Raw genomic sequence first — 26,217 nt, 5'->3', positions numbered from 1 at the left:
TTATTGACATCTGTTTATTGCTGCAGATCATCACAGGAACGTATATGTCAGACAATAACAAAGCACTCAAAGATGCCGGCCTTAAGGTCACACTGCCTAGACTTAAGATCCTAGAAGTCTTGCAGAAACCGGAATACCAGCATATCAGTGCTGAAGATTTGTATAAGAAACTTATCGATTTAGGTGAAGAAATTGGTTTAGCGACCGTTTATCGCGTATTAAACCAATTTGACGATGCGGGTATTGTCACTCGTCACCACTTTGAAGGTGGTAAGTCTGTATTTGAATTATCAACCCAACACCACCATGACCATCTTGTATGTCTAGATTGTGGTGAAGTGATTGAATTTTCTGACGAGATGATCGAGACACGCCAAAAAGAAATTGCCGCTCGATACAACATTGAGCTCACCAACCACAGCCTCTATTTATATGGAAAATGCGTTGGCGGTGCGTGCAAAGAAAACCCAAAAGCGCACAAACCAAGTTAGATTATAATTCGAAACAAAAAAAACCAGCCGAGTGGCTGGTTTTTTTATAACTAAAAAGCGCCTATGGTAAGGCGCATAGTATTAGTTTGTCTCTATTTTTGCCCAAGTATCACGTAGCCCAACGGTACGGTTAAATACGAGTGCTTCAGGCTGAGAATCTTTACCATCCACGCAGAAGTAACCGGTACGTTCAAACTGATAACCTTGATCGGCTGTCGCTGCTGCTAAGCTAGGCTCAACAAAGCCATTAAGCACAACCAAAGATTCTGGGTTGATCGTAGCAGCAAAATTATCTTCTGCCGCAGGGTTGGCAACCGTGAATAAACGGTCGTATAGACGAATCTGTGCCGGTAGACCTTTATCAGCAGAAACCCAATGAATAACGCCTTTTACTTTACGACCATCTGCAGGGTTTTTGCCTAAAGTTTCATCATCATAGTTACAGAAAATCGTTGTGATATTACCTTCAGCATCTTTTTCGATGCGTTCCGCTTTGATCACGTAAGCACCGCGCAAGCGTACTTCTTTACCCAATACCAAGCGCTTGTATTTTTTGTTTGCTTCCTCACGGAAATCATCACGCTCAATCCACAACTCACGAGTAAATGGTACCTCACGGCTACCCATTTCAGGTTTGTTTGGATGATTGGCAATATTCAGCGTCTCGACTGTGTCTTCAGCAAAGTTTTCAACAACCACTCGGATTGGATCTAATACCGACATGGCACGTGGTGCATTTTCATTAAGATCATCACGAATACAGGATTCTAATGAGCCAAATTCAATCATGTTCTCTTGTTTGGTCACGCCAATGCGCTTACAAAACTCTCGAATAGAAGCCGGTGTAAAGCCACGACGGCGCAAGCCCGAGATCGTTGGCATACGTGGATCATCCCAGCCATTAACCAATTTTTCAGATACCAACTGGCTCAGCTTGCGCTTTGACATAACGGTATATTCAAGGTTAAGGCGGCTAAATTCATACTGACGTGGTTGGCAGTCAATCGTAATGTTTTCCAAAACCCAGTCATACAGACGACGATTATCTTGGAACTCAAGCGTACATAGCGAGTGAGTAATCCCCTCGAGTGCATCTGAAATACAGTGCGTAAAGTCATACATCGGGTAGATGCACCACTTATCGCCTGTTTGATGGTGCTCAACAAAACGGACACGATATAACACAGGATCACGCATCACCATGAACGATGAGCTCATGTCGATTTTTGCACGTAAGCACGCTGTGCCTTCTGCAAACTCACCCGCACGCATCTTCGCAAACAACGCTAGGTTGTCTTCAACGCTACGATCACGGTATGGGCTCGGCTTACCTGGTGCGGTTAACGAACCACGGTATTCACGGATTTGTTCTGGGCTTAACTCATCAACATACGCAAGGCCTTTATTGATTAGCTCAACCGCATAATCATGCAACTGATCGAAGTAGTTCGACGAATAACAGATCTCACCAGACCAATCAAAGCCTAACCAGCTTACGTCATTCTTAATAGATTCAACGTATTCTACATCTTCTTTTTCAGGGTTAGTGTCGTCAAAGCGTAAGTTGCACTGACCTTGATAATCCTGAGCAATACCGAAGTTCAAACAAATAGATTTCGCGTGACCAATGTGCAGGTAACCATTAGGTTCCGGCGGAAAACGAGTATGCACGCTAGTATGTTTGCCATCGGATAAATCTTTATCAATGATTTGGCGGATAAAGTTCGATGGACGAGCCTCAGCTTCACTCATCTATAACACCTCTATGTTTTAGTATTGTCAGATTGTATGGGCTCCAATGATCCACAATTCCTCGCAAAACCACAACAAGAACTCGCACTTTATAGAGATTATTTTTGGTTATCACGCCACCTCAAACTATTCAGGATACATAAAACAAAAAAAAGCCTCTCCGAAGAGAGGCTTTACTTGTCAATTGCGCTTAAATGATAGCCTAAGGAAGTTTAACTTCTGTTAGGTCTTCACCTGCACCAATTGCTTTCATTTCACCAGCAACGATTTCGGCTAGAGGGCCTAGGATAACCTGCAGGTTATTTTCACCTAGCTTAACCACACCTTTCGCGCCGAGCTTCTTAAGAACCTTTTCGTCAACGATAGAGCGGTCTTTCATTGCTAGACGTAGACGAGTGATACATGCATCGATAGATGTCAGGTTATCGTGTCCGCCTAGTGCTTTAAGGTATTGGCGAGCAACGTCACCCTTAGGTGCGTCAGCAGATACATCGGCTGCAACTTCGTCATCGTCTTCACGACCAGGCGACTTCAGGTTGAATGCGCGGATAGCGAACGAGAATGTGAAGAAGTACAGAGCACCAAAGCCAAGACCAATAAGTAGCAATACGAATGGTTTAGTTGCTAGACCCCAGTTCAACACGAAGTCGATAAGACCTGCAGAGAAGCCGAAGCCGTGCAGCGTACCAAACATGTTAGCAACAACTAGTGATAGACCAGTGAACACAGCGTGCATTGCGTATAGAGCAGGAGCAAGGAACACGAACATGAATTCAAGTGGCTCTGTAATACCCGTTAGGAATGAACAGAATGCTACTGAGAACAGTGCGCCACCAACTTGGCTGCGTTTTTCAGCAGGCGCCGCTAGGTACATAGCAAGAGCAGCACCAGGAAGACCGAACATCATGACAGGGAAGAAACCATTCATGAATACGCCAGCGCCTTTATCGCCGCCAAAGAAACGGTGCAAGTCACCAGACTTAAGTGTTTCTGTTACTTCTTTTACTGTTGCTGTGATTTCTGGTGTTACAGAGTTAGCAAACTCAAATGTGTGTGTTTGGCCAGCCACTAGCGTTTTCGCAAGAGCAGGGTCAATACACAATTGTTGGATAGAAGGAAGTGCTTGACCAGCGGCTTGAGCGCCAGTGATTAGGACTTCTTGACATGTACCCATACCAAACCAGAAGTAAGAGTTAAGAACATGGTGAAGACCAACAGGGATAAGTGCACGGTTAAGGGTACCATAAACGAATTGACCAACTGCGCCAGACGTTGATACAGCGTGTGCTAGAGAATCTAGACCAGATTGAATGCCAGGCCAGATCACACCAGATAATGCACCAGCGACTAGAGCAAATAGACCCGCCATAATTGGAACAAGACGTTTGCCAGAGAAGAATGCTAGCCATTCAGGTAAACGCGTCGCGTGGAATGCGTTGTATGAATGTCCCGCGATGATACCTGCAAAGATACCGCCAAAGAACGACATATTAACGTCTGCGTTAATCGTTGCTGCTGTTGCCGTTAATACGAAGTAAGCTACTGCGCCTGCAAGACCTGCCGCACCGTTGCCATCTTTAGATAGGCCAATCGCGATACCCAAACCAAATAGCAAAGGTAGTTGACTGAAAATTGCGTTACCCGCCGCCGCCATAAATGCAATGTCGAGTAGGTCAGGTTGACCCAAACGAAGTAGAAGTGCTGCGATTGGAAGCGTTGCAATAGGAAGCATCAATGCCTTCCCGAGCTTCTGTGCATATCCTAATATATTCACCGTGTGTTCCCCCTATAGGAATTTTAATTTTGGACGACTTATTTTAGCCGTTCAATTTAGTCCTCCTCAGTTTATGAAATTAATTTTGCTCCGCAAATTAAAACCTCCCTATTTGTGATCATAATCACCAGTTTTTGTCAAAATAGAGGCTTTTTGCTAGCGAGATCATAAAACTTATTTTATCATACGAAAAAATGGTGAGATCTCGGTAAGATTTCATTGGTGAGAGTTGCAGTACGTGGTCACGTTTTTATGAGCAATGCATAAATAAACGTCCACAAAAATTAAAAATAATAACAATAATTCTCATTTTATCATTGAGTTAACATGAAAAGTGTAACTAATTATAACTTGCTAAATAAAAAATTGAATTCATTGCTAAGTAACACAAACTAAGTTTCAAATACGACGATGTCGAGAAGTCAGTTTGGTACTTGCGGTGAGGTAAATAGAATTAAAACACAAGGATTCGCTAACTATGTATGCATTAACCAATTGTAAGGTCTTCACGAGTAGTGATGTTCTCAATAATCATGCTGTTGTTATCAACGGTGACCAGATTGAAGCGGTATTACCATTATCTGAACTTCCTGAGTCCATAGAGCGTATCGACCTCAACGGAGCCAACGTCAGCCCAGGTTTTATTGATCTGCAACTTAACGGTTGTGGTGGTGTTATGTTCAATGACGAAATCACCGCTGACACTATTCAAACGATGCACCGTACCAACATCAAAACAGGCTGTACGAGTTTTCTACCAACCTTAATTACTTCGTCGGATGAAAATATGCGTCAAGCACTAGATGCGGCGCGTGAATACAATAATAAATATAAAAATCAATCTCTTGGTCTTCATTTAGAAGGCCCGTATCTAAATGTTGAGAAAAAAGGCATCCATAGCCCAGACTTCATTCGACGTTCAGATGATGCAATGATCGATTTAATCTGCGAAAATAGCGACTTAGTCGCAAAAGTAACACTCGCACCAGAACAAAATGCCCCAGAGCATATCGAAAGACTGCATAAAGCTGGCATAGTAGTGTCTATCGGGCACACAAATGCGACGTATGAACAAGCTCGTCAAGGGTTTGAATCTGGCATCACATTTGCCACGCATCTTTTTAATGCAATGACACCGATGACAGGTCGCGAACCTGGTGTGGTTGGTGCCATTTATGACACACCCGATGTATACGCTGGTGTTATCGCCGATGGCTTCCACGTTGATTACGCGAATATTCGTATCGCGCATAAAGTGAAGGGTGAAAAGCTGGTATTAGTGACCGACGCCACAGCTCCAGCGGGTGCTGAGATGGATTACTTTATTTTTGTCGGTAAGAAAGTATATTACAGAGAAGGGAAGTGCGTTGGCGAAGACGGAACGCTAGGCGGTAGCGCACTGACTATGATAGAAGCGGTTCAAAATACAGTTGAACACGCCGGTATTGCTTTGGACGAAACGCTACGAATGGCAACACTCTATCCTGCTAAAGCGATGGGACTGGATAATAAACTCGGTCGCATCAAAAAAGGCATGATAGCTAACTTGGCCATATTCGATCGAGATTTCAACGTCCAAGGTACAATTGTTAACGGACAATACGAGCAAAGTTAAGTATGAATGGCGGACAGATAGGTAACGTAGATTTAGTAAAACAACTGAATAGCGCAGCGGTTTACCGTTTAATAGACCAAAAAGGGCCTATCTCGCGCATTCAAGTTGCCGATGTAAGCCAACTGGCTCCAGCCAGCGTTACCAAGATCACCCGCCAGCTGCTAGAGCGTGGCCTCATCAAAGAGGTCGCCCAACAAGCGTCAACAGGTGGACGACGTGCGATTTCATTGACAACCGAAGTCGCACCTTTTCACTCGATTGCTGTAAGACTGGGGCGAGATTATGTCCAACTCTCCCTATACAACCTGGGCGGCAACGAGCTGGCCTTTGTTCAAAAAGAACTCCATTACGCCGATCAAAATCAACTGGCAAAAGGGTTAGTGTCTAATCTTCAAGCCTTCTTAAATGAGCACAGCCGTCGTATAGACCAATTAATTGCCATTGGTATCACGCTTCCTGGCTTAGTGAATCCGACCACCGGCGTGGTCGAGTACATGCCCAATACCGATATCGATAAACTGGAACTGGCCGATCTCATACGCACCCAATTTAACGTTGAATGTTTTGTTGGTAACGACGTAAGAGGAATGGCCCTCGCTGAACATTACTTTGGTTCAAGCCGAGACTGCCAAGATTCAATCCTGGTCAGTGTTCACCGAGGAACAGGCGCAGGCATCATTGTCAATGGGCAAGTATTCTTAGGCTTTAATCGCAACGTTGGTGAAATCGGTCATATCCAAATTGATCCACTCGGCGAGCAATGCCAATGTGGTAACTTTGGTTGTTTAGAAACGGTTGCCGCTAACCCAGCGATTGTTCACCGCGTAAAAAAACTCATTGATCAAGGCTATGAGTCAACATTATCACTCAAAGAAGACATCACCATCGAAGATGTATGTTCGCATGCATTAAATGGCGATGAACTGGCAAAACAAAGTTTAGTTCGAGTCGGGAACCAACTCGGTAAAGCCATCGCAATGACAGTGAATTTATTCAATCCGCAAAAAATCGTGATTGCTGGCGATATTACCATGGCAAAAGACATCGTCTTCCCGGCAATTCAGCGTAATGTTGAGAACCAATCGCTCACCACATTCCATACCGGGCTACCTATCGTTGCCTCTGAGATCGACAAACAACCTACCATGGGGGCATTTGCGATGATCAAACGAGCCATGCTCAACGGTGTTCTGTTACAAAAATTGTTAGAAGATTGAGAACTTGTATCGAATTTATCAACTAATAGTTTGATATACTTTGAATAAAGGGATGACCACACTTCGGTGTGGTCTTTTTTATAGACCAACATTAGTTGAATTATGGAACTTATACTCGTTACCGTTGCTTTCTTAGCTGGCTTTCTAGCATTAAAATGCCAACTACCGCCTATGGTAGGTTTTCTACTCGCAGGTTTTGCTCTGCATAGCGCTGGCTTCGAATCTTCAGATACCATGGTGACTCTCGCCGATCTCGGTGTCACACTGTTGCTGTTTACTATTGGCTTAAAGCTAGATATCAAAACCTTGCTCTCCAAAGAAATTTGGGCTGGCGCCACCATCCACAACATACTGTCCACCCTTTTGTTCGCCATACTATTACTTGGACTTAAGGTGCTCGGTGTTTCTAGCCTTGCCACGTTAGAAGTGGAGCAACTGATTTTGCTCGGCTTTGCACTTTCTTTCTCGAGTACTGTTTTTGCGGTTAAAACACTGCAAGAAAAAGGCGAGCTCAACGCGACGTATGGCACTCTCGCGATTGGTATTCTCGTCATGCAAGACGTGTTTGCCGTCATCTTTTTGACCGCATCAACAGGAAAGATACCCGAGTGGTACGCCATTGGCCTGTTCGCTCTGCCTCTCGCTAGGCCATTAATGTTCAAACTGCTTAATAAAGCCGGACATGGTGAGATGCTGGTGTTAAGCGGGATCTTTTTTGCCTTAGTAATGGGCGCTGGGTTATTTGACCTTGTCGGTATGAAGCCCGATCTCGGCGCACTGATACTAGGCATGTTGCTCGCCTCTCATCCAAAGGCATCCGAGTTATCCAAATCACTATTCAATCTGAAAGAGCTGTTCCTCGTTTGCTTCTTTCTTAACATCGGCCTCTCAGATCAACCCACCATTGAGGGCTTTATCCTCGGCGTCTTATTGTTGTTCTTGCTGCCTCTAAAAGGCGTACTGTATTTTGCGGTCATCAACGCCTTCAAGTTCCGTGTCCGTACCAGCTTATTGACAACCCTCACCCTGTTTAACTTTAGTGAGTTTGGCCTGATTGTCGGTGGATTAGCTTACAAACTTGGCTGGATCTCCAGCGATATTCTCGTCGCTATCGCGATCTCTGTTTCCTTATCGTTCGTCATATCCGCGCCGCTTAATCGAATCGGACACCTGATTTATTTGCGCTCGTCAAAATGGCTAAAAGAACAAGCAGCAGAAAAAATAAATCTGCGTGATCAGTTCATTAACCCTGGCGAAGCACAGGTATTGATTCTAGGCATGGGAAGAATAGGGACAGGTGCATACGACGAACTCTATGAGCGCTACGGCAAAGTCAGTCTCGGCGTTGAGGTTCGTGAAGATGCGGCGCTTGTTCATCAGCAAAAAGGACGAAATGTCATTTCTGGCGACGCAACTGACCCCGACTTTTGGGAGCGCATCTTAGATACAGCGCATGTGAAATTAGTTTTATTGGCGATGCCACACCATTTAGGGAACCAAACGGCTCTATCACTGTTGCAACAAACCAACTTTAAAGGCCAGGTCGCCGCTATCGCAGCCTACCCTGATCAACTAGAAGAACTGGAGGCGATGGGCGTCAATGCTGCCTTCAATATTTACAGTGAAGCGGGCAGCGGTTTTGCACGACATGTCTGTGAACAGCTTAATCCCACGCTAAAATAGACGTTACGTCCCTTTACGCTGATGGCATCAGCTTAAGGGGACGGCCACCAAATGCTCACCTAACACACCAAGATTAGATAATATTTACAATAAAGCCACTATCATTAAATTTTATCTAATGTTAGTCGGGGTTTATCTTCTTTTTCATTCATTGCGGTTGCTTTTTTTTGAGCAGATGGCAAATTGAATCCAATAGATTTAGATTTCAATGAAAAGGAAGTTGTATGTGTTCAATATTTGGCATTTTAGACATTAAGAGTGACGCGGCTGCGCTACGTCCAGTGGCATTAGAAATGTCGAAAAAGCTTCGCCATAGAGGCCCGGATTGGTCTGGCATTTATTCATCGGATAAAGCTATTTTGGCACATGAGCGTTTGGCAATTGTTGGTTTGAACAGTGGCGCTCAACCATTATACAGCCAAGATAAAAAACACATCCTAGCGGTTAATGGTGAAATCTATAACCACAAAGAAATCCGCGCTCGTTATGAAGACAAGTACGACTTTCAGACCGACTCCGACTGTGAGGTTATCCTTGCGCTGTACCAAGAGTTTGGCGAAGACCTATTAGAAGAACTCAACGGTATCTTTGCTTTTGTTCTGTACGACGAAGAGAAAGATCAATACCTCGTCGGTCGTGATCACATTGGTATTATCCCGCTTTATCAAGGCTACGATGAACATGGTAACTACTATGTCGCATCAGAAATGAAAGCACTCGTACCTGTTTGTAAAACCATCAGTGAATTCCCTCCAGGTAGCTTTTATCGCTCACAAGATGCTGAACCACAACGCTATTATATTCGTGACTGGAATGAGTACGCTGCAGTACAAGGCAACTCCACCAGCAAAGAAGACCTAACAGAAGCGCTAGAAGCGGCGGTTAAACGCCAGCTAATGACGGATGTTCCATATGGCGTGTTGCTTTCCGGCGGATTAGATTCATCGATTACCTCAGCCGTTGCCAAACGTTTTGCAGCAATGCGTATTGAAGACGATGGTCAGTCAGAAGCATGGTGGCCACAACTGCACTCATTCGCGGTTGGCCTTGAAGGCGCACCGGACCTAATCGCTGCTCGCCAGGTTGCCGACCAGATTGGTACCGTTCACCACGAAATGACCTACACCATCCAAGAAGGTTTAGATGCTATTCGCGATGTGATTTACCATATTGAAACCTACGATGTCACGACCATCCGCGCATCAACGCCAATGTACTTATTGGCTCGTAAGATTAAGGCGATGGGGATTAAAATGGTTCTTTCTGGCGAAGGTGCTGATGAAATATTTGGCGGCTACCTTTATTTCCATAAAGCACCAAACGCAAAAGAGTTCCATGAAGAAACCGTTCGTAAGCTACTTGCACTCAACATGTTTGATTGTGCCCGTGCAAACAAATCACTTGCCGCTTGGGGTGTAGAAGGCCGTGTACCGTTCCTCGATAAAGAGTTTATCGATGTGGCAATGCGCCTAAACCCTGAAGACAAAATGTGTGGTAACGGTAAGATGGAAAAACACATCCTACGTGAGTGCTTCGAACACTACCTACCAGAATCCATTGCATGGCGTCAAAAAGAACAGTTCTCTGACGGCGTAGGCTACGATTGGATCGATACACTCAAAGCTGTCGCTGAAGAAAAAGTAACGGATAAGCAGATGGAAACCGCTGCCTTTAGATTCCCTTACAATACACCGACAACAAAAGAAGGTTACTCGTACCGCGAAATCTTTGAGGAGTTGTTCCCGTTAGAATCCGCTGCACAATGTGTACCTGGTGGCCCTTCAGTAGCTTGTTCATCTGCAAAGGCTATAGAGTGGGATGAGTCATTCCAAAACTGTGTTGACCCTTCAGGTCGTGCCGTACAAGCCGTTCACAACGATGCTTATTAACGACGCTAATACTAGATGCTAAGTTAATACAAGTGACTGAAACCAGCCTTTAGGCTGGTTTCTTTTTATCTAGGTGTCGTTACCGATTGATAACGTGTTCAAATAAAGGTGACGCCGTCCAAAAAAAGGTCACGAAATCGTGACCTTTTTTTTGTAACTGGATTAACCCTATGGGAAATATTGCAGTATTAGCCTGGATAGCCGTCGATTCTTGCCGTCACCAGCATCTTACCAAAGTGATAAACGTACATTGAAAAAGCGTACGCCCATAGCGCGGCACTGACATCAACCATAACGAACAGATGCTCTGGCCACATTGCAACACCAATACTGCGTAAAACAGCGGCTAGCGTAATGGCAATGAAAGGCAATGTCATATTAGGGCCTTTATAAATAGCCCGACCGGTATGCCCCATCGTCACACGACTAATCATCGCCAGAATCAAACCACCAAGTGCTCCAACGGCAAACAGGTGTAACATGGCATGCGCGGCAAATGCATCCGTTAATAGTCCTCGATACAACAAGCTAAGTGGAATACACATGTACGCTAACATCAACGACCAGACTAGTGGTTCTGACAGTGTTAACCATGGCTTCCAACGCAGCCACTTAATTAACTGAAAAGCGCCCGCGATAAGCATTAATGGTTGACCAAGAGTCGCAAAAGACAATGGGAAAAAGCTCAATGCAAACAAGCCAATTAAGGGCAGTGTTGCGCCCCATTCAATCCAAACCTTAGGTTGCGGTTTTTCATACTGAAAGCGCTTCGCAGCAAAGAAGGGAATCACCCTTCCTCCCATCACCGACAGTAATATCGTAAACCACCAAAGCATAGCCTGCCACACTGCGCTACTGCTAAAAGGAGGCATACCTTTGATTGTTGCGTAACTGGCAAAGTTTGCGAAAATAGCCAATAAAAACAGAGGGACAAAAAATAAATTTTTCCAGCCTTTCGACGCATAGACCCGAATTCCAATCTCATACGCGGAAAGTAAGATGAACATTGACTCTATCACTGATGTGAGCCAAAGCGGAGCCGGCGTCCAGAAGAGTATTCGAGGTGCCAACCACAATACAACAAGAAGAAGTAAGCGATAGTGCTTGGTTCCATTGACCCCCGTCCATGTTTGTACAGCAGTCAGCACAAATCCAACGACAATTGCCAATGAAAAACCGAAAATCATTTCATGAGCATGCCACCACAACGCCGGCACATGAAGAATGTCGGGTTGACCTTTTTGAAACATGACGACCCATGCAACCACAGCAAAAATGGCATAAACGCTGCCCATTAAAAAGAAAGGACGAAATCCAAGTCGTAACCATGGTGGGATTTTTTCCTCAACTTTTTTATCAGTAATATTTAGCATATCAACTCACTTAATACAGAATACTCACCCACATCTGCACAAATCATACCAACAATAAAAACGAATAATAATCATAAAGTTAAATGCAAAAATCAAAAAATAAAAGTCATATAGACACAAGCTGAAATATGTCATTAGGACATCATAAGGTCAATTTTCACTTAGTAAATTTGCACTCAAACGTATACTCGTTATCAACAACTTAGTACTCTAATCACTTAATAATCTAACTAACTTATTCAACTATGGTTGATATTACAGAGATTAGACAATGAAAATTGTAGCAGTCACAGCGTGTCCCACAGGAATCGCTCATACATACATGGCGGCAGAGGCGTTACGAAAAGCCGCGCTGAGAGACAACATCGGTATAAAGGTCGAGACTCAAGGGGCAATGGGGATCGAAAACCTATTAACCGCGCAAGATATCGCGAATGCTGATTTAGTCCTAATTGCTTCTGATATAGAAATAGAAGATCGTGCCCGGTTTACCGGCAGTAAGATCCACTGTGTAACCATTGAAGACGCACTGACGGATATTGATGCCGTCATTCGTCGCTGTTGTGACATCGTCAAACGCTAATATTATGATCGAACGACGCATTACTTTTGCTTTACCCGAAGATGGCTTTTCCGGCTGGAAAATTAACAGGCTGAAAACCCTAAGTGCCATGTTTCGCTCCGTCGTCATCGTGCACAATTTAACGTGCTGGGACAACGCGAACATCGAGCACCCACTCCACATTCTTTCATTGGCGGGCAAGCAAGACGATTTGTGTCAGTTGCATATCGAAGGCTCGGACGCCGAGTTGGCTTGCATGGTTCTCACCGATTTTATCGCTGAACACTTCATGCTCGTCAACACGGCGCATCGCAGCAATAAAAAGGCTAACCTTCCCCTACTAAAAGCGCTCACTACATTTCAGTTGCCCTTTCCTATCGATTTCCACTTTGCTCACAACGAAAGCCAGGATAAATCGATGATTTTAGAGCAAATAGCTCAATTGACGTCCATCCAACACCATCGTGAGATCATGCTTGGTTTACGAGACCGAGAACGTCATTCATCAACTGCGATCGGCCATTCCATTGCACTGCCGCATTTAATTTCGAATAAAATAGAAACGGCCTCGCTGACTGTAATTCAAAGCCCCCAGCCCGTTGATTGGCAATCAATAAAACTTGGACCTGTTAAACTCATCATCACATTGGTTTTACCTTCCCCGCCACAGCGCGCTTTACTTGTCAGCTTCACTCACCTAACAAAAGCGCTGCTTGACGATGAATTTTGTTCTTTATTGACCACCAGTAGAGAGCCAGAGGCGATCAAAGCGATCTTGATTCATCAATTGGTTAAAGGCCAAAGAGCATGTTCTTCATCATAGCGCTTGCCGATATTCGCTTGGGGTCTGCCCAGTTCGAGACTTAAAAACACGGAAAAAGTAGTTCACATCTTGATAGCCGCAACGTATCGCCACCTCTTTCAAGGTGAAATCATATTTTTTTAGCATGAACTTTGCACGATCTAGCCTCACCCAAGTAATGTAGTCCGCCAACGTCATATGGCCTTGCTGTCGAAACAAGCGAGATAGGTGATTGGGGCTAATATGAAAGCGATGGGCGATGCTCGATCGTGTAATTGAACGATGAAAATTCTCTTGGATATAAATACATATCCCTTGATACAGGTCGCCACTGCGTAAATTTTCTGAAGGTTCTGATACCATTGATTGGCTATAGGACAATAAAGCCATCAATAAGTGCTCATCCATCGGAGACTTCTTCGGCTCTTCCGCCAACGCATTCAAGGCATCAAGAATATGATCAATGGCGTGACCCGTTCGAGTGGGGACACTATGCTTTTGTATGTCATAAAACCCTTGCTCTCCCTGTCGCTTACTCACCAAGCTAAAGCCTAATTGCCGCTTACCAAACAACAAACTTAGTACTGAACAATCCCCCTGCCAGTTCGGTTTGTTCCAGCAGTTTGGTGGAATGTAAAGTACATCTCCCGACAACACTTTCACCGTTGAAATGCCTTGCTCTGGATCTTCAAGCTCATTCTCATACTCACCACTGACCACAAGCTCTAACCTAGGAAAGTTTACTTGGTAGCTACAAGGTGGCGGAGTCTGTTTATCAGAAGCAAACCAAATCCGATTGATGTGCTCTCTCTCTGCTACCAATACTTCAATTAGGTTGTAAAACATCGAAGACAATTCTCCAGCGAATGGCTAAGTATGAGGCAATAGTTGTGATATAAATCATGGTATTTCGGCTCAGCAACTAGGTTACAAAGTTCCAGCCAAGTTTAGCATAGTGATAATTACCACACTAATAAATCACAAGAAAAATACCATAAGTAATTAATTAAAAAGAATTTTAATTAAAAATAACTAACAGTAGATACCAATATAAAAAACAGATCCAGTTCACACTAAAAAAGGGTTGTTACAAAAATCCAGTAGATGTCTCTGTGGTGCACTAAAAAATCAAAGGATTCACGCTCATAATTACCCTATCGACGCACTGCATCGTGACATTATCTATCAAGGCCGTCATCGCCCACAGATAGGCTAAACACTATCATACGTATCGCTACTACATATTTAGCTATTACGCATAGTTGGTGCCCATAAAGCGATGACATATATAGATACCATGCAGGCCCCACTCCACCTGGTAATAGGACAATCATTATGATCACGGATCTCATCAATGAACAATTGATCTGCCTAGATTTAAAAGCAACCAACAAAGATGACGTTTTTGCTGAAATGGCCGATCTACTCCATCATCAAGGCAGAATAAACGACAAAGCTCAATTCCTGGCTGATATTTACGCTCGTGAAGAAATTGGCAATACAGGCTTCGAAGAAGGCATTGCCTTACCTCACGCAAAAAGCGCAGCCGTGATTTCGCCAGCCGTCGCCATCGGCATCAGTAAGTCCGGTATCGAATACGGCGCAGAAGACGGTCAACCATCAAAACTCTTTTTTATGATTGCCTCTCCTGATGGCGGCTCTGATCATCACATTGAAGTGCTTGCCGAGCTTTCCTCTAAACTCATTGAAGATGGCTTTATTGATAACATCTTAAAAGCGACGAGCACCACGCAAGCTCTCGAATTACTATTAGCAAAACCTGAATCTAATGAGGACCAACCGGAAGCCAATAAAGGTTTCTTGATTGGCGTCACAGGTTGTCCAACTGGCGTAGCACACACCTATCTAGCCGCAGAAGCGCTTGAAAAAGGCGCGGCAGAGCTTGGCTATAAAATTAAAGTAGAAACAAATGGTTCTATCGGCGTGAAAAACAGCCCCACGGCAGAGGAGATTGCACAAGCAGACGCCATTATTGTTGCATCAGATAAGCCAGTCGACATGAACCGCTTTGCCGGCAAAAAACTCATTGAAACGGGTGTTAAAGCGCCAATTAGTAATGCTAAAGGCGTCATTAGTGATGCGTTAACATCACCTAAGTTCGTCGCAGATGGGAAGGCAACCAAAGCTGATAGCAATAATTCTAAGCGCTCCGATCTTTACTGCTACTTAATGAATGGCGTTTCTCATATGATCCCATTTGTTGTGACTGGCGGCCTACTTATCGCGCTCGCTTTGGCTATTGGTGGGCAACCAACAGAAGCTGGCATGGCTATTCCTGAAGGCAGTATGTGGCAAAAAGTACTCGATGTTGGTGTCGTCGCTTTCACATTGATGATCCCGATCCTGTCTGGTTACATTGCCTATGCCATCGCCGACCGCCCTGGTCTTGCTCCGGGTTTAATCGGCGGCTGGATTGCAAATAATGGGTCATTTTATGGCGCTGAAGCTGGGACAGGTTTCATTGGTGCGATTGTTGCAGGTCTACTCGTGGGTTACTTTGTCAAATGGGTGACCAGTCGTAACTATCACAAATTTATTCAACCACTTGTTCCAATTATGATTGCGCCAATTACTGGCTCTCTATTTATCTCGGCGTTGTTTATCTTTGTTATCGGTGCTCCTATTGCCAGCCTAATGGACGGTCTGAACGCCATGCTCGTTAGCATGAGTACGGGGAGTGTGGTTCTGCTGGGTATTGTTCTTGGTGGCATGGCAGGGTTCGATATGGGTGGTCCATTTAATAAGGTCGCATTCTTATTCTCTGTCGGCATGATTGCAAGCGGTCAAACTCAGTTTATGGGCGCAATGGCTTGTGCAATTCCTGTCGCACCACTTGGTATGGGCTTGGCAACGGTATTGGGACGTAAGTTCAATCTGTTTGAAGAATCGGAGCTAGAAGCAGGAAAAGCCGCTGGAGCGATGGGCCTAGTCGGCATATCAGAAGGCGCTATTCCGTTCGCCGCTCAAGACCCAATGTCGGTCATTCCAGCTAACGTTGTAGGCTCAATGGTGGCAGCGGTGATGGCTTTCTCATTCGGCATAACAAACAGCGTCGCACACGGTGGTCCAGTAGTGGCACTTCTAGGTGCGATGAACAAACCTCTGCTTGCGTTAGTTTGTATGGCAGCTGGTACTGTGGTTACGGCTTTAGTTTGTATCAGTTTGAAAAAAATGCGTTCAGCAAAAGCTGAGTTAGTGACTGCATAAGAAGACACAAAGTGACTAAATTGCGCAGTAACTGAGTAGTACATAGTAACTGAATAGTACATGGTAACCCTCGCACAGAAACCTGATGTTTCTGGTAAATCTAAAGCCCCGTTGAGGGGCTTTTTTTGTCTACTCACACCCTCGCGGTGTGTAACGTTTACATTTAACCTAAAACCACACAGGGCAAGCCATCACACATCACATAACGTTCAATTTTGTGAAACATTGATTGCGATATTTACACGACAGGCGTTTAATAACTCTATAAATAAAAAGAGGTGTCAGATGGCAACGATAAAAGATGTCGCAAAAGAAGCTGGGGTGTCAGTCGCCACCGTTTCTCGAGTAACCAATAACTCACCCAAAGCGAGTGCCGCTTCGATTGCGTCAGTCACTGCTGCGATGAAAAAACTTGGTTATCGACCAAATGCCAATGCCAGAGCCCTCGTCAGTCAAAGCACTAAAACCGTGGGTGTATTGGTAAGTGATGTCTCCGACCCATTTTTCGGAACGTTGGTGAAAGCGGTAGATGATGTGGCTCACCAGCATGGTAAACATATACTAATTGGTAATGGCTACCACAACGCCGAAGAAGAAAGACAAGCGATTGAGCTGCTGATTAACAGCCGTTGCGATGCATTGGTCATTCACTCGAAGGCACTGCCTGATGAAGAACTCATTCGCTATGCCGAAGAAGTGAAGGCATTGGTATACATTAACCGAAATATTCCAGAGCTTCCTGGTCGCTGTATATCCTTAGACAATTATAAAGGGGCTTACCTCGCCACTGAGCAACTCATCCGTCACGGTCATACCAACATTGCGTGCATCTCTTCATCTCATCAAATTGAAGATGTGGATCAACGCCTTGCAGGTTATCTTGAAGCGCTCAAAGCCAATAATATCGAGCTTTCGAAAAGCTATATCGAATATGGTGAGCCGGACAGTGATGGTGGCGAAAAAGCCATGACAAACCTACTCACCAAATCATTGCCGATAACGGCCATCGTGGCCTACAACGATAATATGGCGGCAGGTGCGCTATCGGTGCTCGAAGAAAACCAATTTGAGCTGCCTAATCAAATGTCGATTATCGGCTTTGACGATGCATTAATTGCAAAATATTTATATCCACGCCTCACGACGATTCGCTACCCAATTAAAATGATGGCGGAAAAAGCGGCGCAAATTGCAATTTCTTTGTCGAACAATGAAACCATCGATAAAGATCTGCTGGTTTACTCTCCAACCTTGGTTCAGCGCAATTCAGTCGAAAGAATCAAATAAAAGAACCCCAGCTCAAATTAAGACGAGCTGGGGTTATTCTTATTCTGTTCCCCCCTTACTCAAACGAGTAATAAGTAAAGGCAACGCGCTACCTCTATGACTCCTCCCCCGAGATGTCAAAGCGGTAGCTCGTCGTATACCAGTACTCCTGATCTGGCTGGAGAATACAGCTAGGCTGCGGCCATTCAGGATGGTTAGGTGAATCAGGTAAGAATTGAGTTTCTAATGCAAACCCTGCGTAATCGGTATAGCACCCCTTGGAGCGATTTGGCGTTCCAGCAAGGTAATTTCCCGTGTACAACTGCATCGCAGGTTTATTACTAAATACCTGTAGCGTTAAAGCGCCATCAGGAGAATGGACATAGGCGACAGGTCTGTCATCCAAGCCATCATGGTTAAGCAAGAATGAGTGGTCGTACCCTTTTGCACGCTGTTGATGCTCGTCTTGCATCCAATGCGTGTCAATACGCTTTGATTCGTTAAAATCAAAACTCGTGCCCGCCACCGATTGCAACTCACCCAGTGGGATCCCCTTTTCATCGGACGGCAAAAACTGATCAGCGTTGACCATCAAACGATGTCCCAAACAGTCTTGTCCGCTCTCAGCACCAAGCAAGTTAAAATAGGCATGATTGGTTAGGTTCACCACGGTTGGCGAATCGGTCGTCGCTCGATAGCTGATCACCACCTCATTGTCATCGGTCAGATCATAACGGGTAATGACAGTAAGATTTCCAGGAAAGCCTTGATCCCCATCAGCGGAGCAAAGTTTCAACTCAACGAAACTGACTCCCTGCGCCAACACTTGCCAACGACGCTTATCGAAGCCGTCGCTGCCACCATGCAACGTATTGCCCGCTTGGTTCAAAGCCAATTGATAAGTATCCGCTTCGATAGAAAACTGCCCAGCTTTGATGCGATTGGCATAGCGGCCAACCGTCGCCCCCATGTAGCTGACTTGCTTAGTGTAATCCAAGCATCCCAGCAAGACCTCTCGACAACCATCAGGCTCACCATCAAGGGGAACCTTGCAACTGACCCACGTCGCGCCAACATCAAGCACGCCAATCACCATCCCGTTGACATTACTTAATTCAATAAGCTCAACAGGATTACCGTCAGGTACTTGCATAGCCGTCAACGTATCAACCATCGAAATAGACATGACGCTTCCTTATGAGATAACACCAGCACCATTTTTTGCTTGGCACACGTAAATAGACTCTTTGAGGCCGGTTGCGGCTTCATACTGTTCATCCAGTGCTGCCACTATGTCATCAACAAGAGAAGGCGGAACTAATGAAACGATACAGCCCCCAAAGCCTCCTCCCGTCATGCGAACACCACCTTGGTCACCAATCACACCTTTAACGATATCAACAACCGTGTCGACCTCTTTTACTGTGATTTCGAAATCATCACGCATCGATACGTGAGACTGTTCCATCAATTGCGCCATGCGCTTCATATCACCGCGACTAAGTGCATCGGCAGCCTCGACTGTGCGGTCGTTTTCAGTAATGACATGGCGAGCACGTTTAGCGACAACAGCATCAAGTTCATCAATGCGGTCATTGAATTGTTCAAGCGTGACATCTCGCAATGCTTTCACACCAAAAATACGTGCGGCTTCTTCACACTGCTCACGGCGTGTATTGTATTCACTATCAACAAGGCCACGCTGTTTATTGGAGTTAATGATGACGACAGACATATCTTCTGGCATTGAAACCGCGCGTGTTTCTAAGCTTCGACAATCAATAAGCAAGGCATGATGCTCTTGACCTTCTGCTGAAATAAGCTGATCCATGATACCGCAGTTACAGCCCACAAACTCGTTTTCAGCCTGTTGACCATTCAAGGCTATGTCAGCTTGAGAAATGTCTAAATCATAAAGAGTTTTAAACGTTTGCCCTATCACGACCTCTAACGCAGCGGAAGAGCTTAAGCCAGCGCCTTGCGGTACATTACCTGACACCGCAATATCAGCACCGCCGATCTTATAGCCGCGTACAAGTAAGAACTTCACCACGCCACGGATATAGTTCGCCCACATTTTATTAGGCTGAAACGAAATCTCCTGGGTGATATCAAACTCATCAACCGCATCTTGATAATCAACGGAGATAACTCTTACGATATTGTCATCACGCTTAGTCGTTGCAACCATCGTTTGATAGTTAATGGCACATGGCAAAACAAAACCATCATTATAGTCGGTATGCTCACCAATTAAGTTCACTCTACCAGGCGCTCGTACAAAGTGAGCGGGCTTATGTCCAACAACTCGAGTAAAGGCATTCGCTACGTTTTGGATTAAATCATTCATAGATAATAACTCTCAAATATCAGAGGCATCGCGCTATGCTCGATGCATCAAACTTATAAATTCATGGGTTTATTGTTGTTTATAGTGCACATCACTTAAAGAACGAAGGCGTTCAGCGGCTTGCTCTGCAGTCAAATCACGCTGTGATTCCGCCAACATTTCGTAACCCACCATGAACTTACGAACTGTCGCAGAACGTAATAATGGCGGATAAAACATGGCGTGCAGCTGCCAGTGCTCAATCCCTTCTCCCTCATCAAAAAACGGCGCGTAATGCCAGCCCATGGAATAAGGGAAAGAACACTCAAACAAATTATCGTAACGTGCGGTCAATTTTTTAATCGCTACAGCGAGGTCATCTTTTTGCTCCTCACTCAGCTCACTCATCCGGCGGATATGTACCTTAGGTAATAGCATCGTTTCGAATGGCCAGGCCGCCCAATAAGGCACAACTGCTAACCAATGCTCGGTTTCAACGACAGTACGTGCCCCATCTTTCATTTCGGATGTAACATAATCAACCAACAGGTTGCTACCTTGCTCGGCGTAATACTCTCGCATTAGACGGTCTTTACGTTCGATTTCATTGGGTAAAAAGCTGTTGGCCCAAACCTGACCATGAGGGTGCGGTTGTGAGCAGCCCATCGCCTCGCCTTTGTTCTCAAAGGCTTGAACCCAGACATAATCTTGTCCCAATTCTTCGATTTGTTCATTCCATGTATCTACAACGCAACGCAATGCAGAAAGCGGAAGCTCTGGCAACGTCTTACTGTGGTCGGGAGAAAAGCAAATCACGCGACTTAGACCACGCACCCCTTGAGTTTTAAATAAAGGGTTTGTCGATTCAGGGGCATCAGGTGAATCAGGCATCAACGCCGCAAAATCATTTTTAAAAACGTACGTGCCCTTGTAATCAGGATTGATATCACCTGAAATACGCTCATTAGTTGGGCACAAAAAACAACCAGCATCATAGTGAGGAATCTGAACATTCGACACCTCTTCGCTCTGGCCACTCCATGGTCGTTTGGCTCGATGAGGAGAAACAAGGATCCACTGCCCAGTTAATGGGTTATAGCGACGATGTGGATGATCAACAGGATTAAATTCAATATTCGACATTATCTTTACTCAATACGTCAGCGCCGAGCGCTTTGAAAAACACAAGATTTATAACTTTGTTCAATCTACCGCAGTCGTTACTCCTCGTAACCGTTCGGGTTATTCGATTGCCAGCGCCAAGAGTCAGCCGTCATATCTCGTAGAGAACGGCTTGCTTTCCAATTCAAGTCAACCTCGGCTTTTGCCGTGCTCGCCCAGCATTCTGCGATGTCACCAGGACGCCTTGGGTGCAGCTCATACGGGACAGGCTTACCACATGCTAGGCTGAATGCCTCGACCATATCTAAAACGCTGCTTCCTTTACCGGTACCGAGATTATAGATATGTAGGCCTTGTTTTTGCCCTACCGCTTTTAATGCCGCGACATGCCCGTCGGCTAGGTCCATAACGTGGATGTAGTCACGAACTCCCGTTCCATCAGGTGTGTCATAGTCGTCACCAAATACGGAGAGTTTGTCACGACGACCGACGGCGACTTGAGCAATAAATGGCATGAGATTATTTGGGATACCTTGCGGGTCCTCTCCCATCGTTCCTGACGGATGCGCCCCTACTGGATTAAAGTACCGCAGCAACGTAATGCTCCATTCTTCGTCGGAGGTGAAGACATCACTTAAACAGCGTTCAACCATGAATTTACTCGTGCCGTAAGGGTTAGTCGTCTTACCCACTGGTGAATTCTCAGTAATCGGCACAATCTCAGGATCGCCATAAACGGTTGCAGAAGAGCTAAATATGATACTTTTAACCCCTGCATTTCGCATCGCATTGGCTAACACCAGCGTACCCGCTACATTGTTATCATAATATTCAATAGGCTTAGCGACTGATTCACCCACCGCTTTTAAACCAGCAAAATGAATGACGGATTGGATATCATGTTCGGAGAAGATTCGTTCAAGCAATTCGGCATCGCGGACATCGCCATGATAAAACGTTGGTGTTTGACCACTGAGCGCTTTAATTCTGGAAATAACGGATTGCTTGGCGTTACAAAGATTGTCAATAATTACCGGTTCAATGCCACTCTCTAGCATTTGCACACATGTATGGCTACCGATGTAACCCATTCCACCTGTCACGAGTACTTTCACATTCCGCTCCTAGATTTTATCTGCCTTTAATTCACGATGTTTGAGCCGTGAATTCGCGCTATTTATTTAAACTAAGCAAATTGTAGCAACAGTCATCAAGATCGTTCTGTGACTAAACTCTCAAAGTGTAAACGTTTACACTAAAACTTAAAAAAACAGGCTCATTAATAATGATTCGAGAGGATAACCGCTTAAAAATGAGATCACTGTCACTCCATTTAATGTAAAACGGTTACACACATTCATTAGCACGTAAAAAAAGGGCTATCAAATTGATAGCCCTTTTATAGATCGTTACTTTTTATTCGCGTACTTCATCGAATCTAAGGCCACCGCAAAGATGATGATTGACCCCTTGATAATGTACTGCCAATAAGGGTTAACACCAATGTAGGTCATCCCATAGTTAATAACAGTAAAGATAAGCACCCCGGTAACCACACCAGCAATACTCCCCACACCACCAGCAAAGGAGACACCACCAACCACACAAGCCGCGATAGCATCTAACTCATATAAGAAGCCGAGGTTATTAGTTGCACTGCCAATTCGGCCCGCTTCTAACATACCGGCAAACCCATAGAATACACCCGATAATGCATACACTTTAAGCAGTGTCACAGGGACATTCACACCCGATACTTTGGCTGCTTCTGGGTTTCCACCTACTGCAAAGATATTTTTACCAAAGACCGTTTTGTTCCAAAGAACCCACATGAAAACAATGGCGATAATGGCATAAAAAGTGATATAGGAAAGCCTGAAGTCTCCCATACGAATAAACCCTTGGGTAAATTCAGAAAAGCGCTCGTCGAAGCCAGCGATCGGGGAAGCCCCAACGGAATCATAATAAAGCGAGTTCACACCGTAAACGATGATCATTGTGCCCAAGGTCGCGATAAATGGGGTCACTTTTAAGTAAGCCACAATAATACCGTTAATCAAACCGATGATCGCACCTAACGCACAAACCACAACGATAACCGCTACGATAGGGATATCACCTAGACCAGGGAATACCTTATTCACGTTGTCCACGGATTGTAGCAAGGTTGCGGATACAACGGCAGCGAGACCAACCTGACGACCTGCCGAAAGATCGGTACCTTGCGTAACAATTAATCCAGCAACACCCAATGCGATAATGACACGAACAGAAGATTGCGTCAGGATATTACTAAAGTTTCTTAAACTTAAAAAAGAGGGTTCTTGAACAATAATAATTGCCAATAATATAAATAGAACCGCATAGATCGCACCTTCGGTTAAATGCTTCTTTGCGTATGATTTAATAGCGTCCATAATAATTTCCCTAGAGGTAACGTGAGGCCAGCTCTAATATTTCACTTTGTGTTGTTTCTTTCGTATCCACGACACCAGCCGCTCGACCATTACTCATCACTAAAATACGGTCAGTAATACCTAGTAACTCTGGCATTTCAGAAGAAATAATAATAATACCTTTATTTTTCTTAGCTAATTCAAGAATCAATTGATAGATTTCAAATTTAGCCCCGACATCGATACCTCGAGTAGGTTCGTCAAGCATTAATATTTCAGGTTGTGTCAATAACCAGCGACCAATAATCACTTTTTGCTGGTTACCACCTGACAACGATCCTATTGAGGTGTCATGAGATGGAGTCTTGACGCTCATTGAATCAATAACCCATTGGGTATCACTTTTCATTTTCTTATTACTGAGTAACCCCGACTTAGTCTTATAATTATCGACGTTAGCCACAAGGGAGTTAAAAGTGATATCTAGATTGCCGTATATCCCAGTAGAGCGACGTTCTTCCGTGACTAAAGCAAAGCCATTATTAATCGCTTCGTGGGCGTCTCGGTTTCTCATTTCTTTGCCGTTAAGAAAAATCTGGCCTTCACTTCGCTCACGTACACCAAATATCGTCTCAACAATATCTGTGCGTCTTGAGCCAACCAAGCCAGCAACACCAAGAATCTCACCTGCTTTTAGGTCAAAAGAAACATCTTGAATTGATGGTTGATTCACAGCTGTGAGGCCTTTAACCTCAAGGACGGTTTCTTTAGGTGTATTGCTCTTCTCTGGGAAACGTTGCGTCAGCTCACGTCCCACCATCATCGATATAATGGCATCCATATCAAGTCCCTGTAGAGGACGAGTAATGACCCATTGACCGTCTCGTAGGATGGTAATTTCATCGCAAATCGCAAAAATCTCTTCCATCTTATGGGAGATATACACCACACCGCAGCCTTTCTCTTTCAGCTTTTTGATGATGGTGAATAGATGGTTGACTTCTTTTTCAGTTAAAGAAGAGGTCGGCTCATCCATAATGACTATTTTGGCGTCATAAGAAAAGGCCTTCGCGATCTCTAGCATCTGCATTTGAGAAACAGACAGTGTACTTACTTTAACCTTGGGATCGATATTGATATCCAATTCTTCAAAAATTTCTTTTGTGTCACGATACATTTTATCGTGATCGACAAAGAAGCCTTTTTTAGGATATCGCCCAAGCCAGATGTTATCCATCACCGTACATTGAAGTACTTGATTTAGTTCTTGGTGAACCATTGAAACACCGGATTCCAATGCTTCTTTTGATGATTGAAAGTTAATATTCTTTCCTAAAAAGACAATATCACCTTCATTTTTTTCATATATTCCGAATAGGCATTTTAATAACGTCGACTTTCCAGCTCCATTCTCACCCATAAGAGCATGAATAGAATTAGGTCGAACTTTTAAATTAACTTTATCTAATGCCTTAACCCCAGGAAACTCTTTACTAATCCCTGTCATCTCTAACAAGAATTCATGTTCTTGATTAACCATGGCATCACTTTCTTATTGTTACAATAAACCACAAGACACAACTTACCAAAAATAAGTAATAACTACTCAGTTACCTATTTCAATTATATAATTTCTATATTATTTAGGGAGAACATTGTTCTCCCTAAATATAAGGTAAGTATTACTCTAACGTTGACTTATCAACACCAACATAAGGGACACGAACGACTTTATCTGTCATTTCCCATTGTGTGCCTTCTGTCGCTGTTTTTCCGTTTGCAAGGTTACGAGCTAGCTCAAATGTTGCTTTTGCTTGTGAATCCGCATCGTTTAGAACCGTACCAGCCATTGCGCCAGATTTAACTAACGCCAATGCTTCAGCAAGGGCATCAACGCCAAACACAGGAATGTCGGTACCCGCACCTTTCAGAGCTTCTACTGCGCCCATAGCCATGCCGTCATTATTCGCGATAACGACTTCAATGTTGCTACCGTTAGGGCCAGACAACCATGCATCCATCTTATCTTTTGCCATCGCGGTATCCCACATGCCTGTATCCATGTGTAATTCTTCGGTTTTAATTCCGTTGTCGTTGATGGTTTTTACTGAATAAGAAGTACGCGCCTCTGCATCTGGGTGACCAGGTTCACCTTTTAACATAACGTATTGAATGACGCCGTCGCCATTCTTATCCCAAGATGAATTCGCTTTCCACTGCTGGGCAATCAAATCGCCTTGGATAATGCCTGATTCTTTTGAATCGGTACCGACATAATACGCTTTATCGTAACTATCAAGTGCTTTACGGCTTGGTTCTTTGTTGTAGAAAACAATTGGCACGTCGTCCATTTTCGCTTTCTTAATAATGCTTGGTGCTGCTGCTGGGTCAACGAGGTTGATTGCCAACGCCTGTACACCACGAGCAAGCATGACATCTACTTGATCATTTTGCATTGATTGACTGTTTTGAGAGTCATTCATCAATACGCGAGTATCGCTGTCATTGTCTGCTTCTTTCACAATCGCCTGACGAACAACCGACATAAAGTTATCGTCATATTTATAGATTGTAAAACCAACAGTAGTGCTTGCAACCGCTTGAGTTCCGAAGCCCATACCAGCACACAGTGCAGCCAAGAGTGTTAACTTTCTCATTGAACAAGTCCTATTTGTTAATATTATAATTGAGTTGTAGGGGTAAAAACGTTCTAGTTCA

At 44.3% G+C, this 26,217-nt stretch carries 20 protein-coding genes; 9 read left to right on the top strand and 11 right to left on the bottom strand.

From position 1 onward, the window contains the following. Positions 1-44: 44 nt before the first annotated feature. Positions 45-491 (top strand): ferric iron uptake transcriptional regulator FcrX, encoded by a 447-nt coding sequence (gene fcrX / locus AB4405_RS01290; RefSeq protein WP_102468443.1) that lies wholly within the window; start codon positions 45-47, stop codon positions 489-491. 81 nt (positions 492-572) lie between these two features. Here the strand turns inward: fcrX and glnS are convergent, their stop codons facing one another. After that, entirely contained in the window at positions 573-2,243 is a 1,671-nt protein-coding gene (gene glnS / locus AB4405_RS01285; protein WP_372059316.1) for a glutamine--tRNA ligase, read from the bottom strand. Positions 2,244-2,445: 202 nt separating this feature from the next. After that, positions 2,446-4,017: an N-acetylglucosamine-specific PTS transporter subunit IIBC gene (gene nagE / locus AB4405_RS01280; protein ID WP_372059315.1), complete on the bottom strand. Its 1,572-nt coding sequence runs from the start codon at positions 4,015-4,017 to the stop codon at positions 2,446-2,448. 478 nt (positions 4,018-4,495) lie between these two features. Here nagE and nagA point away from each other — a divergent pair, with 478 nt between their 5' ends. From nagA to asnB, 4 genes are all read left to right on the top strand, one after another. Beyond that, positions 4,496-5,632, top strand: a complete 1,137-nt coding sequence (nagA, locus tag AB4405_RS01275) for an N-acetylglucosamine-6-phosphate deacetylase (RefSeq protein ID WP_372059314.1) — start codon at positions 4,496-4,498, stop codon at positions 5,630-5,632. Positions 5,633-5,634: 2 nt separating this feature from the next. Beyond that, positions 5,635-6,849 (top strand): ROK family protein, encoded by a 1,215-nt coding sequence (locus tag AB4405_RS01270; protein WP_102468439.1) that lies wholly within the window; start codon positions 5,635-5,637, stop codon positions 6,847-6,849. A gap of 102 nt (positions 6,850-6,951) precedes the next feature. Continuing rightward, a complete protein-coding gene (locus AB4405_RS01265; protein ID WP_102468438.1) occupies positions 6,952-8,532 on the top strand; it encodes a cation:proton antiporter family protein in 1,581 nt (526 codons plus the stop codon). A 224-nt stretch (positions 8,533-8,756) separates the two neighbouring features. Continuing rightward, complete coding sequence (asnB, locus tag AB4405_RS01260; protein ID WP_372059312.1) at positions 8,757-10,421, top strand: asparagine synthase B; 1,665 nt, start codon at positions 8,757-8,759, stop codon at positions 10,419-10,421. 188 nt (positions 10,422-10,609) lie between these two features. Here asnB and AB4405_RS01255 read toward each other — a convergent pair whose 3' ends face one another. Then, the gene (locus AB4405_RS01255; RefSeq protein WP_372059311.1) at positions 10,610-11,794 is read right to left on the bottom strand and encodes an NnrS family protein; all 1,185 of its coding nucleotides are present in this window, start codon (positions 11,792-11,794) and stop codon (positions 10,610-10,612) included. Between the two features lie 271 nt (positions 11,795-12,065). On the opposite strand from AB4405_RS01255, the gene AB4405_RS01250 reads away from it, so the two are divergent. Then, a complete protein-coding gene (locus tag AB4405_RS01250) occupies positions 12,066-12,377 on the top strand; it encodes a PTS fructose transporter subunit IIB (protein WP_102468435.1) in 312 nt (103 codons plus the stop codon). Further along, positions 12,337-13,179, top strand: a complete 843-nt coding sequence (locus AB4405_RS01245) for a PTS sugar transporter subunit IIA (protein WP_372059310.1) — start codon at positions 12,337-12,339, stop codon at positions 13,177-13,179. Before AB4405_RS01250 ends, AB4405_RS01245 begins: the two co-directional genes overlap by 41 nt. Here AB4405_RS01245 and AB4405_RS01240 read toward each other — a convergent pair. After that, positions 13,174-14,004, bottom strand: a complete 831-nt coding sequence (locus AB4405_RS01240; RefSeq protein ID WP_102468433.1) for a helix-turn-helix transcriptional regulator — start codon at positions 14,002-14,004, stop codon at positions 13,174-13,176. The two genes, AB4405_RS01245 and AB4405_RS01240, sit on opposite strands and share 6 nt — an antisense overlap. Positions 14,005-14,493: 489 nt before the next feature. On the opposite strand from AB4405_RS01240, the gene AB4405_RS01235 reads away from it, so the two are divergent. Continuing rightward, positions 14,494-16,386, top strand: coding sequence for a fructose-specific PTS transporter subunit EIIC (locus tag AB4405_RS01235; protein ID WP_372059308.1), 1,893 nt, complete (start codon positions 14,494-14,496; stop codon positions 16,384-16,386). Positions 16,387-16,671: 285 nt separating this feature from the next. After that, positions 16,672-17,673, top strand: coding sequence for a substrate-binding domain-containing protein (locus AB4405_RS01230; protein WP_102468431.1), 1,002 nt, complete (start codon positions 16,672-16,674; stop codon positions 17,671-17,673). A gap of 94 nt (positions 17,674-17,767) precedes the next feature. On the opposite strand, the gene galM is transcribed toward AB4405_RS01230, so the two are convergent. The 7 genes from galM to mglB form a co-directional block, all read right to left on the bottom strand. Then, a complete protein-coding gene (gene galM / locus AB4405_RS01225) occupies positions 17,768-18,838 on the bottom strand; it encodes a galactose-1-epimerase (protein WP_372059306.1) in 1,071 nt (356 codons plus the stop codon). A gap of 9 nt (positions 18,839-18,847) precedes the next feature. Further along, entirely contained in the window at positions 18,848-20,002 is a 1,155-nt protein-coding gene (gene galK / locus AB4405_RS01220) for a galactokinase (RefSeq protein WP_372059305.1), read from the bottom strand. 69 nt (positions 20,003-20,071) lie between these two features. Continuing rightward, positions 20,072-21,124, bottom strand: a complete 1,053-nt coding sequence (gene galT / locus AB4405_RS01215; RefSeq protein WP_102468428.1) for a galactose-1-phosphate uridylyltransferase — start codon at positions 21,122-21,124, stop codon at positions 20,072-20,074. A gap of 77 nt (positions 21,125-21,201) precedes the next feature. Next, positions 21,202-22,218 (bottom strand): UDP-glucose 4-epimerase GalE, encoded by a 1,017-nt coding sequence (gene galE, locus AB4405_RS01210; RefSeq protein WP_372059304.1) that lies wholly within the window; start codon positions 22,216-22,218, stop codon positions 21,202-21,204. Positions 22,219-22,512: 294 nt separating this feature from the next. Beyond that, on the bottom strand, positions 22,513-23,520 hold the full coding sequence (gene mglC / locus AB4405_RS01205; RefSeq protein WP_102468426.1) for a galactose/methyl galactoside ABC transporter permease MglC: 1,008 nt from the start codon (positions 23,518-23,520) through the stop codon (positions 22,513-22,515). 10 nt (positions 23,521-23,530) lie between these two features. Beyond that, on the bottom strand, positions 23,531-25,039 hold the full coding sequence (mglA, locus tag AB4405_RS01200) for a galactose/methyl galactoside ABC transporter ATP-binding protein MglA (RefSeq protein ID WP_372059303.1): 1,509 nt from the start codon (positions 25,037-25,039) through the stop codon (positions 23,531-23,533). A gap of 142 nt (positions 25,040-25,181) precedes the next feature. Continuing rightward, complete coding sequence (gene mglB / locus AB4405_RS01195; protein ID WP_102468424.1) at positions 25,182-26,156, bottom strand: galactose/glucose ABC transporter substrate-binding protein MglB; 975 nt, start codon at positions 26,154-26,156, stop codon at positions 25,182-25,184. Positions 26,157-26,217: the final 61 nt, after the last annotated feature.

The sequence above is a fragment of the Vibrio sp. 10N.261.51.F12 genome, from assembly GCF_041471725.1.
Classification (GTDB): Bacteria; Pseudomonadota; Gammaproteobacteria; order Enterobacterales; family Vibrionaceae; genus Vibrio.
Note: the sequence above shows the minus strand (reverse complement) of the source record. Positions and strands in the feature narration are given on the sequence as shown.

What these genes read in the sequence shown, in the direction of transcription:
- AB4405_RS01250 (WP_102468435.1), top strand. Translation starts at nt 12,066, where the DNA reads ATGAAAATTGTAGCAGTCACAGCGTGTCCCACAGGAATCGCTCATACA.
- mglC (WP_102468426.1), bottom strand. Translation starts at nt 23,520, where the DNA reads ATGGACGCTATTAAATCATACGCAAAGAAGCATTTAACCGAAGGTGCG.
- AB4405_RS01255 (WP_372059311.1), bottom strand. Translation starts at nt 11,794, where the DNA reads ATGCTAAATATTACTGATAAAAAAGTTGAGGAAAAAATCCCACCATGG.
- AB4405_RS01230 (WP_102468431.1), top strand. Translation starts at nt 16,672, where the DNA reads ATGGCAACGATAAAAGATGTCGCAAAAGAAGCTGGGGTGTCAGTCGCC.
- AB4405_RS01270 (WP_102468439.1), top strand. Translation starts at nt 5,635, where the DNA reads ATGAATGGCGGACAGATAGGTAACGTAGATTTAGTAAAACAACTGAAT.
- mglB (WP_102468424.1), bottom strand. Translation starts at nt 26,156, where the DNA reads ATGAGAAAGTTAACACTCTTGGCTGCACTGTGTGCTGGTATGGGCTTC.
- galT (WP_102468428.1), bottom strand. Translation starts at nt 21,124, where the DNA reads ATGTCGAATATTGAATTTAATCCTGTTGATCATCCACATCGTCGCTAT.
- glnS (WP_372059316.1), bottom strand. Translation starts at nt 2,243, where the DNA reads ATGAGTGAAGCTGAGGCTCGTCCATCGAACTTTATCCGCCAAATCATT.
- asnB (WP_372059312.1), top strand. Translation starts at nt 8,757, where the DNA reads ATGTGTTCAATATTTGGCATTTTAGACATTAAGAGTGACGCGGCTGCG.
- AB4405_RS01235 (WP_372059308.1), top strand. Translation starts at nt 14,494, where the DNA reads ATGATCACGGATCTCATCAATGAACAATTGATCTGCCTAGATTTAAAA.
- galK (WP_372059305.1), bottom strand. Translation starts at nt 20,002, where the DNA reads ATGAATGATTTAATCCAAAACGTAGCGAATGCCTTTACTCGAGTTGTT.
- AB4405_RS01245 (WP_372059310.1), top strand. Translation starts at nt 12,337, where the DNA reads ATGCCGTCATTCGTCGCTGTTGTGACATCGTCAAACGCTAATATTATG.
- AB4405_RS01240 (WP_102468433.1), bottom strand. Translation starts at nt 14,004, where the DNA reads ATGTTTTACAACCTAATTGAAGTATTGGTAGCAGAGAGAGAGCACATC.
- fcrX (WP_102468443.1), top strand. Translation starts at nt 45, where the DNA reads ATGTCAGACAATAACAAAGCACTCAAAGATGCCGGCCTTAAGGTCACA.
- galM (WP_372059306.1), bottom strand. Translation starts at nt 18,838, where the DNA reads ATGTCTATTTCGATGGTTGATACGTTGACGGCTATGCAAGTACCTGAC.
- nagA (WP_372059314.1), top strand. Translation starts at nt 4,496, where the DNA reads ATGTATGCATTAACCAATTGTAAGGTCTTCACGAGTAGTGATGTTCTC.
- mglA (WP_372059303.1), bottom strand. Translation starts at nt 25,039, where the DNA reads ATGGTTAATCAAGAACATGAATTCTTGTTAGAGATGACAGGGATTAGT.
- AB4405_RS01265 (WP_102468438.1), top strand. Translation starts at nt 6,952, where the DNA reads ATGGAACTTATACTCGTTACCGTTGCTTTCTTAGCTGGCTTTCTAGCA.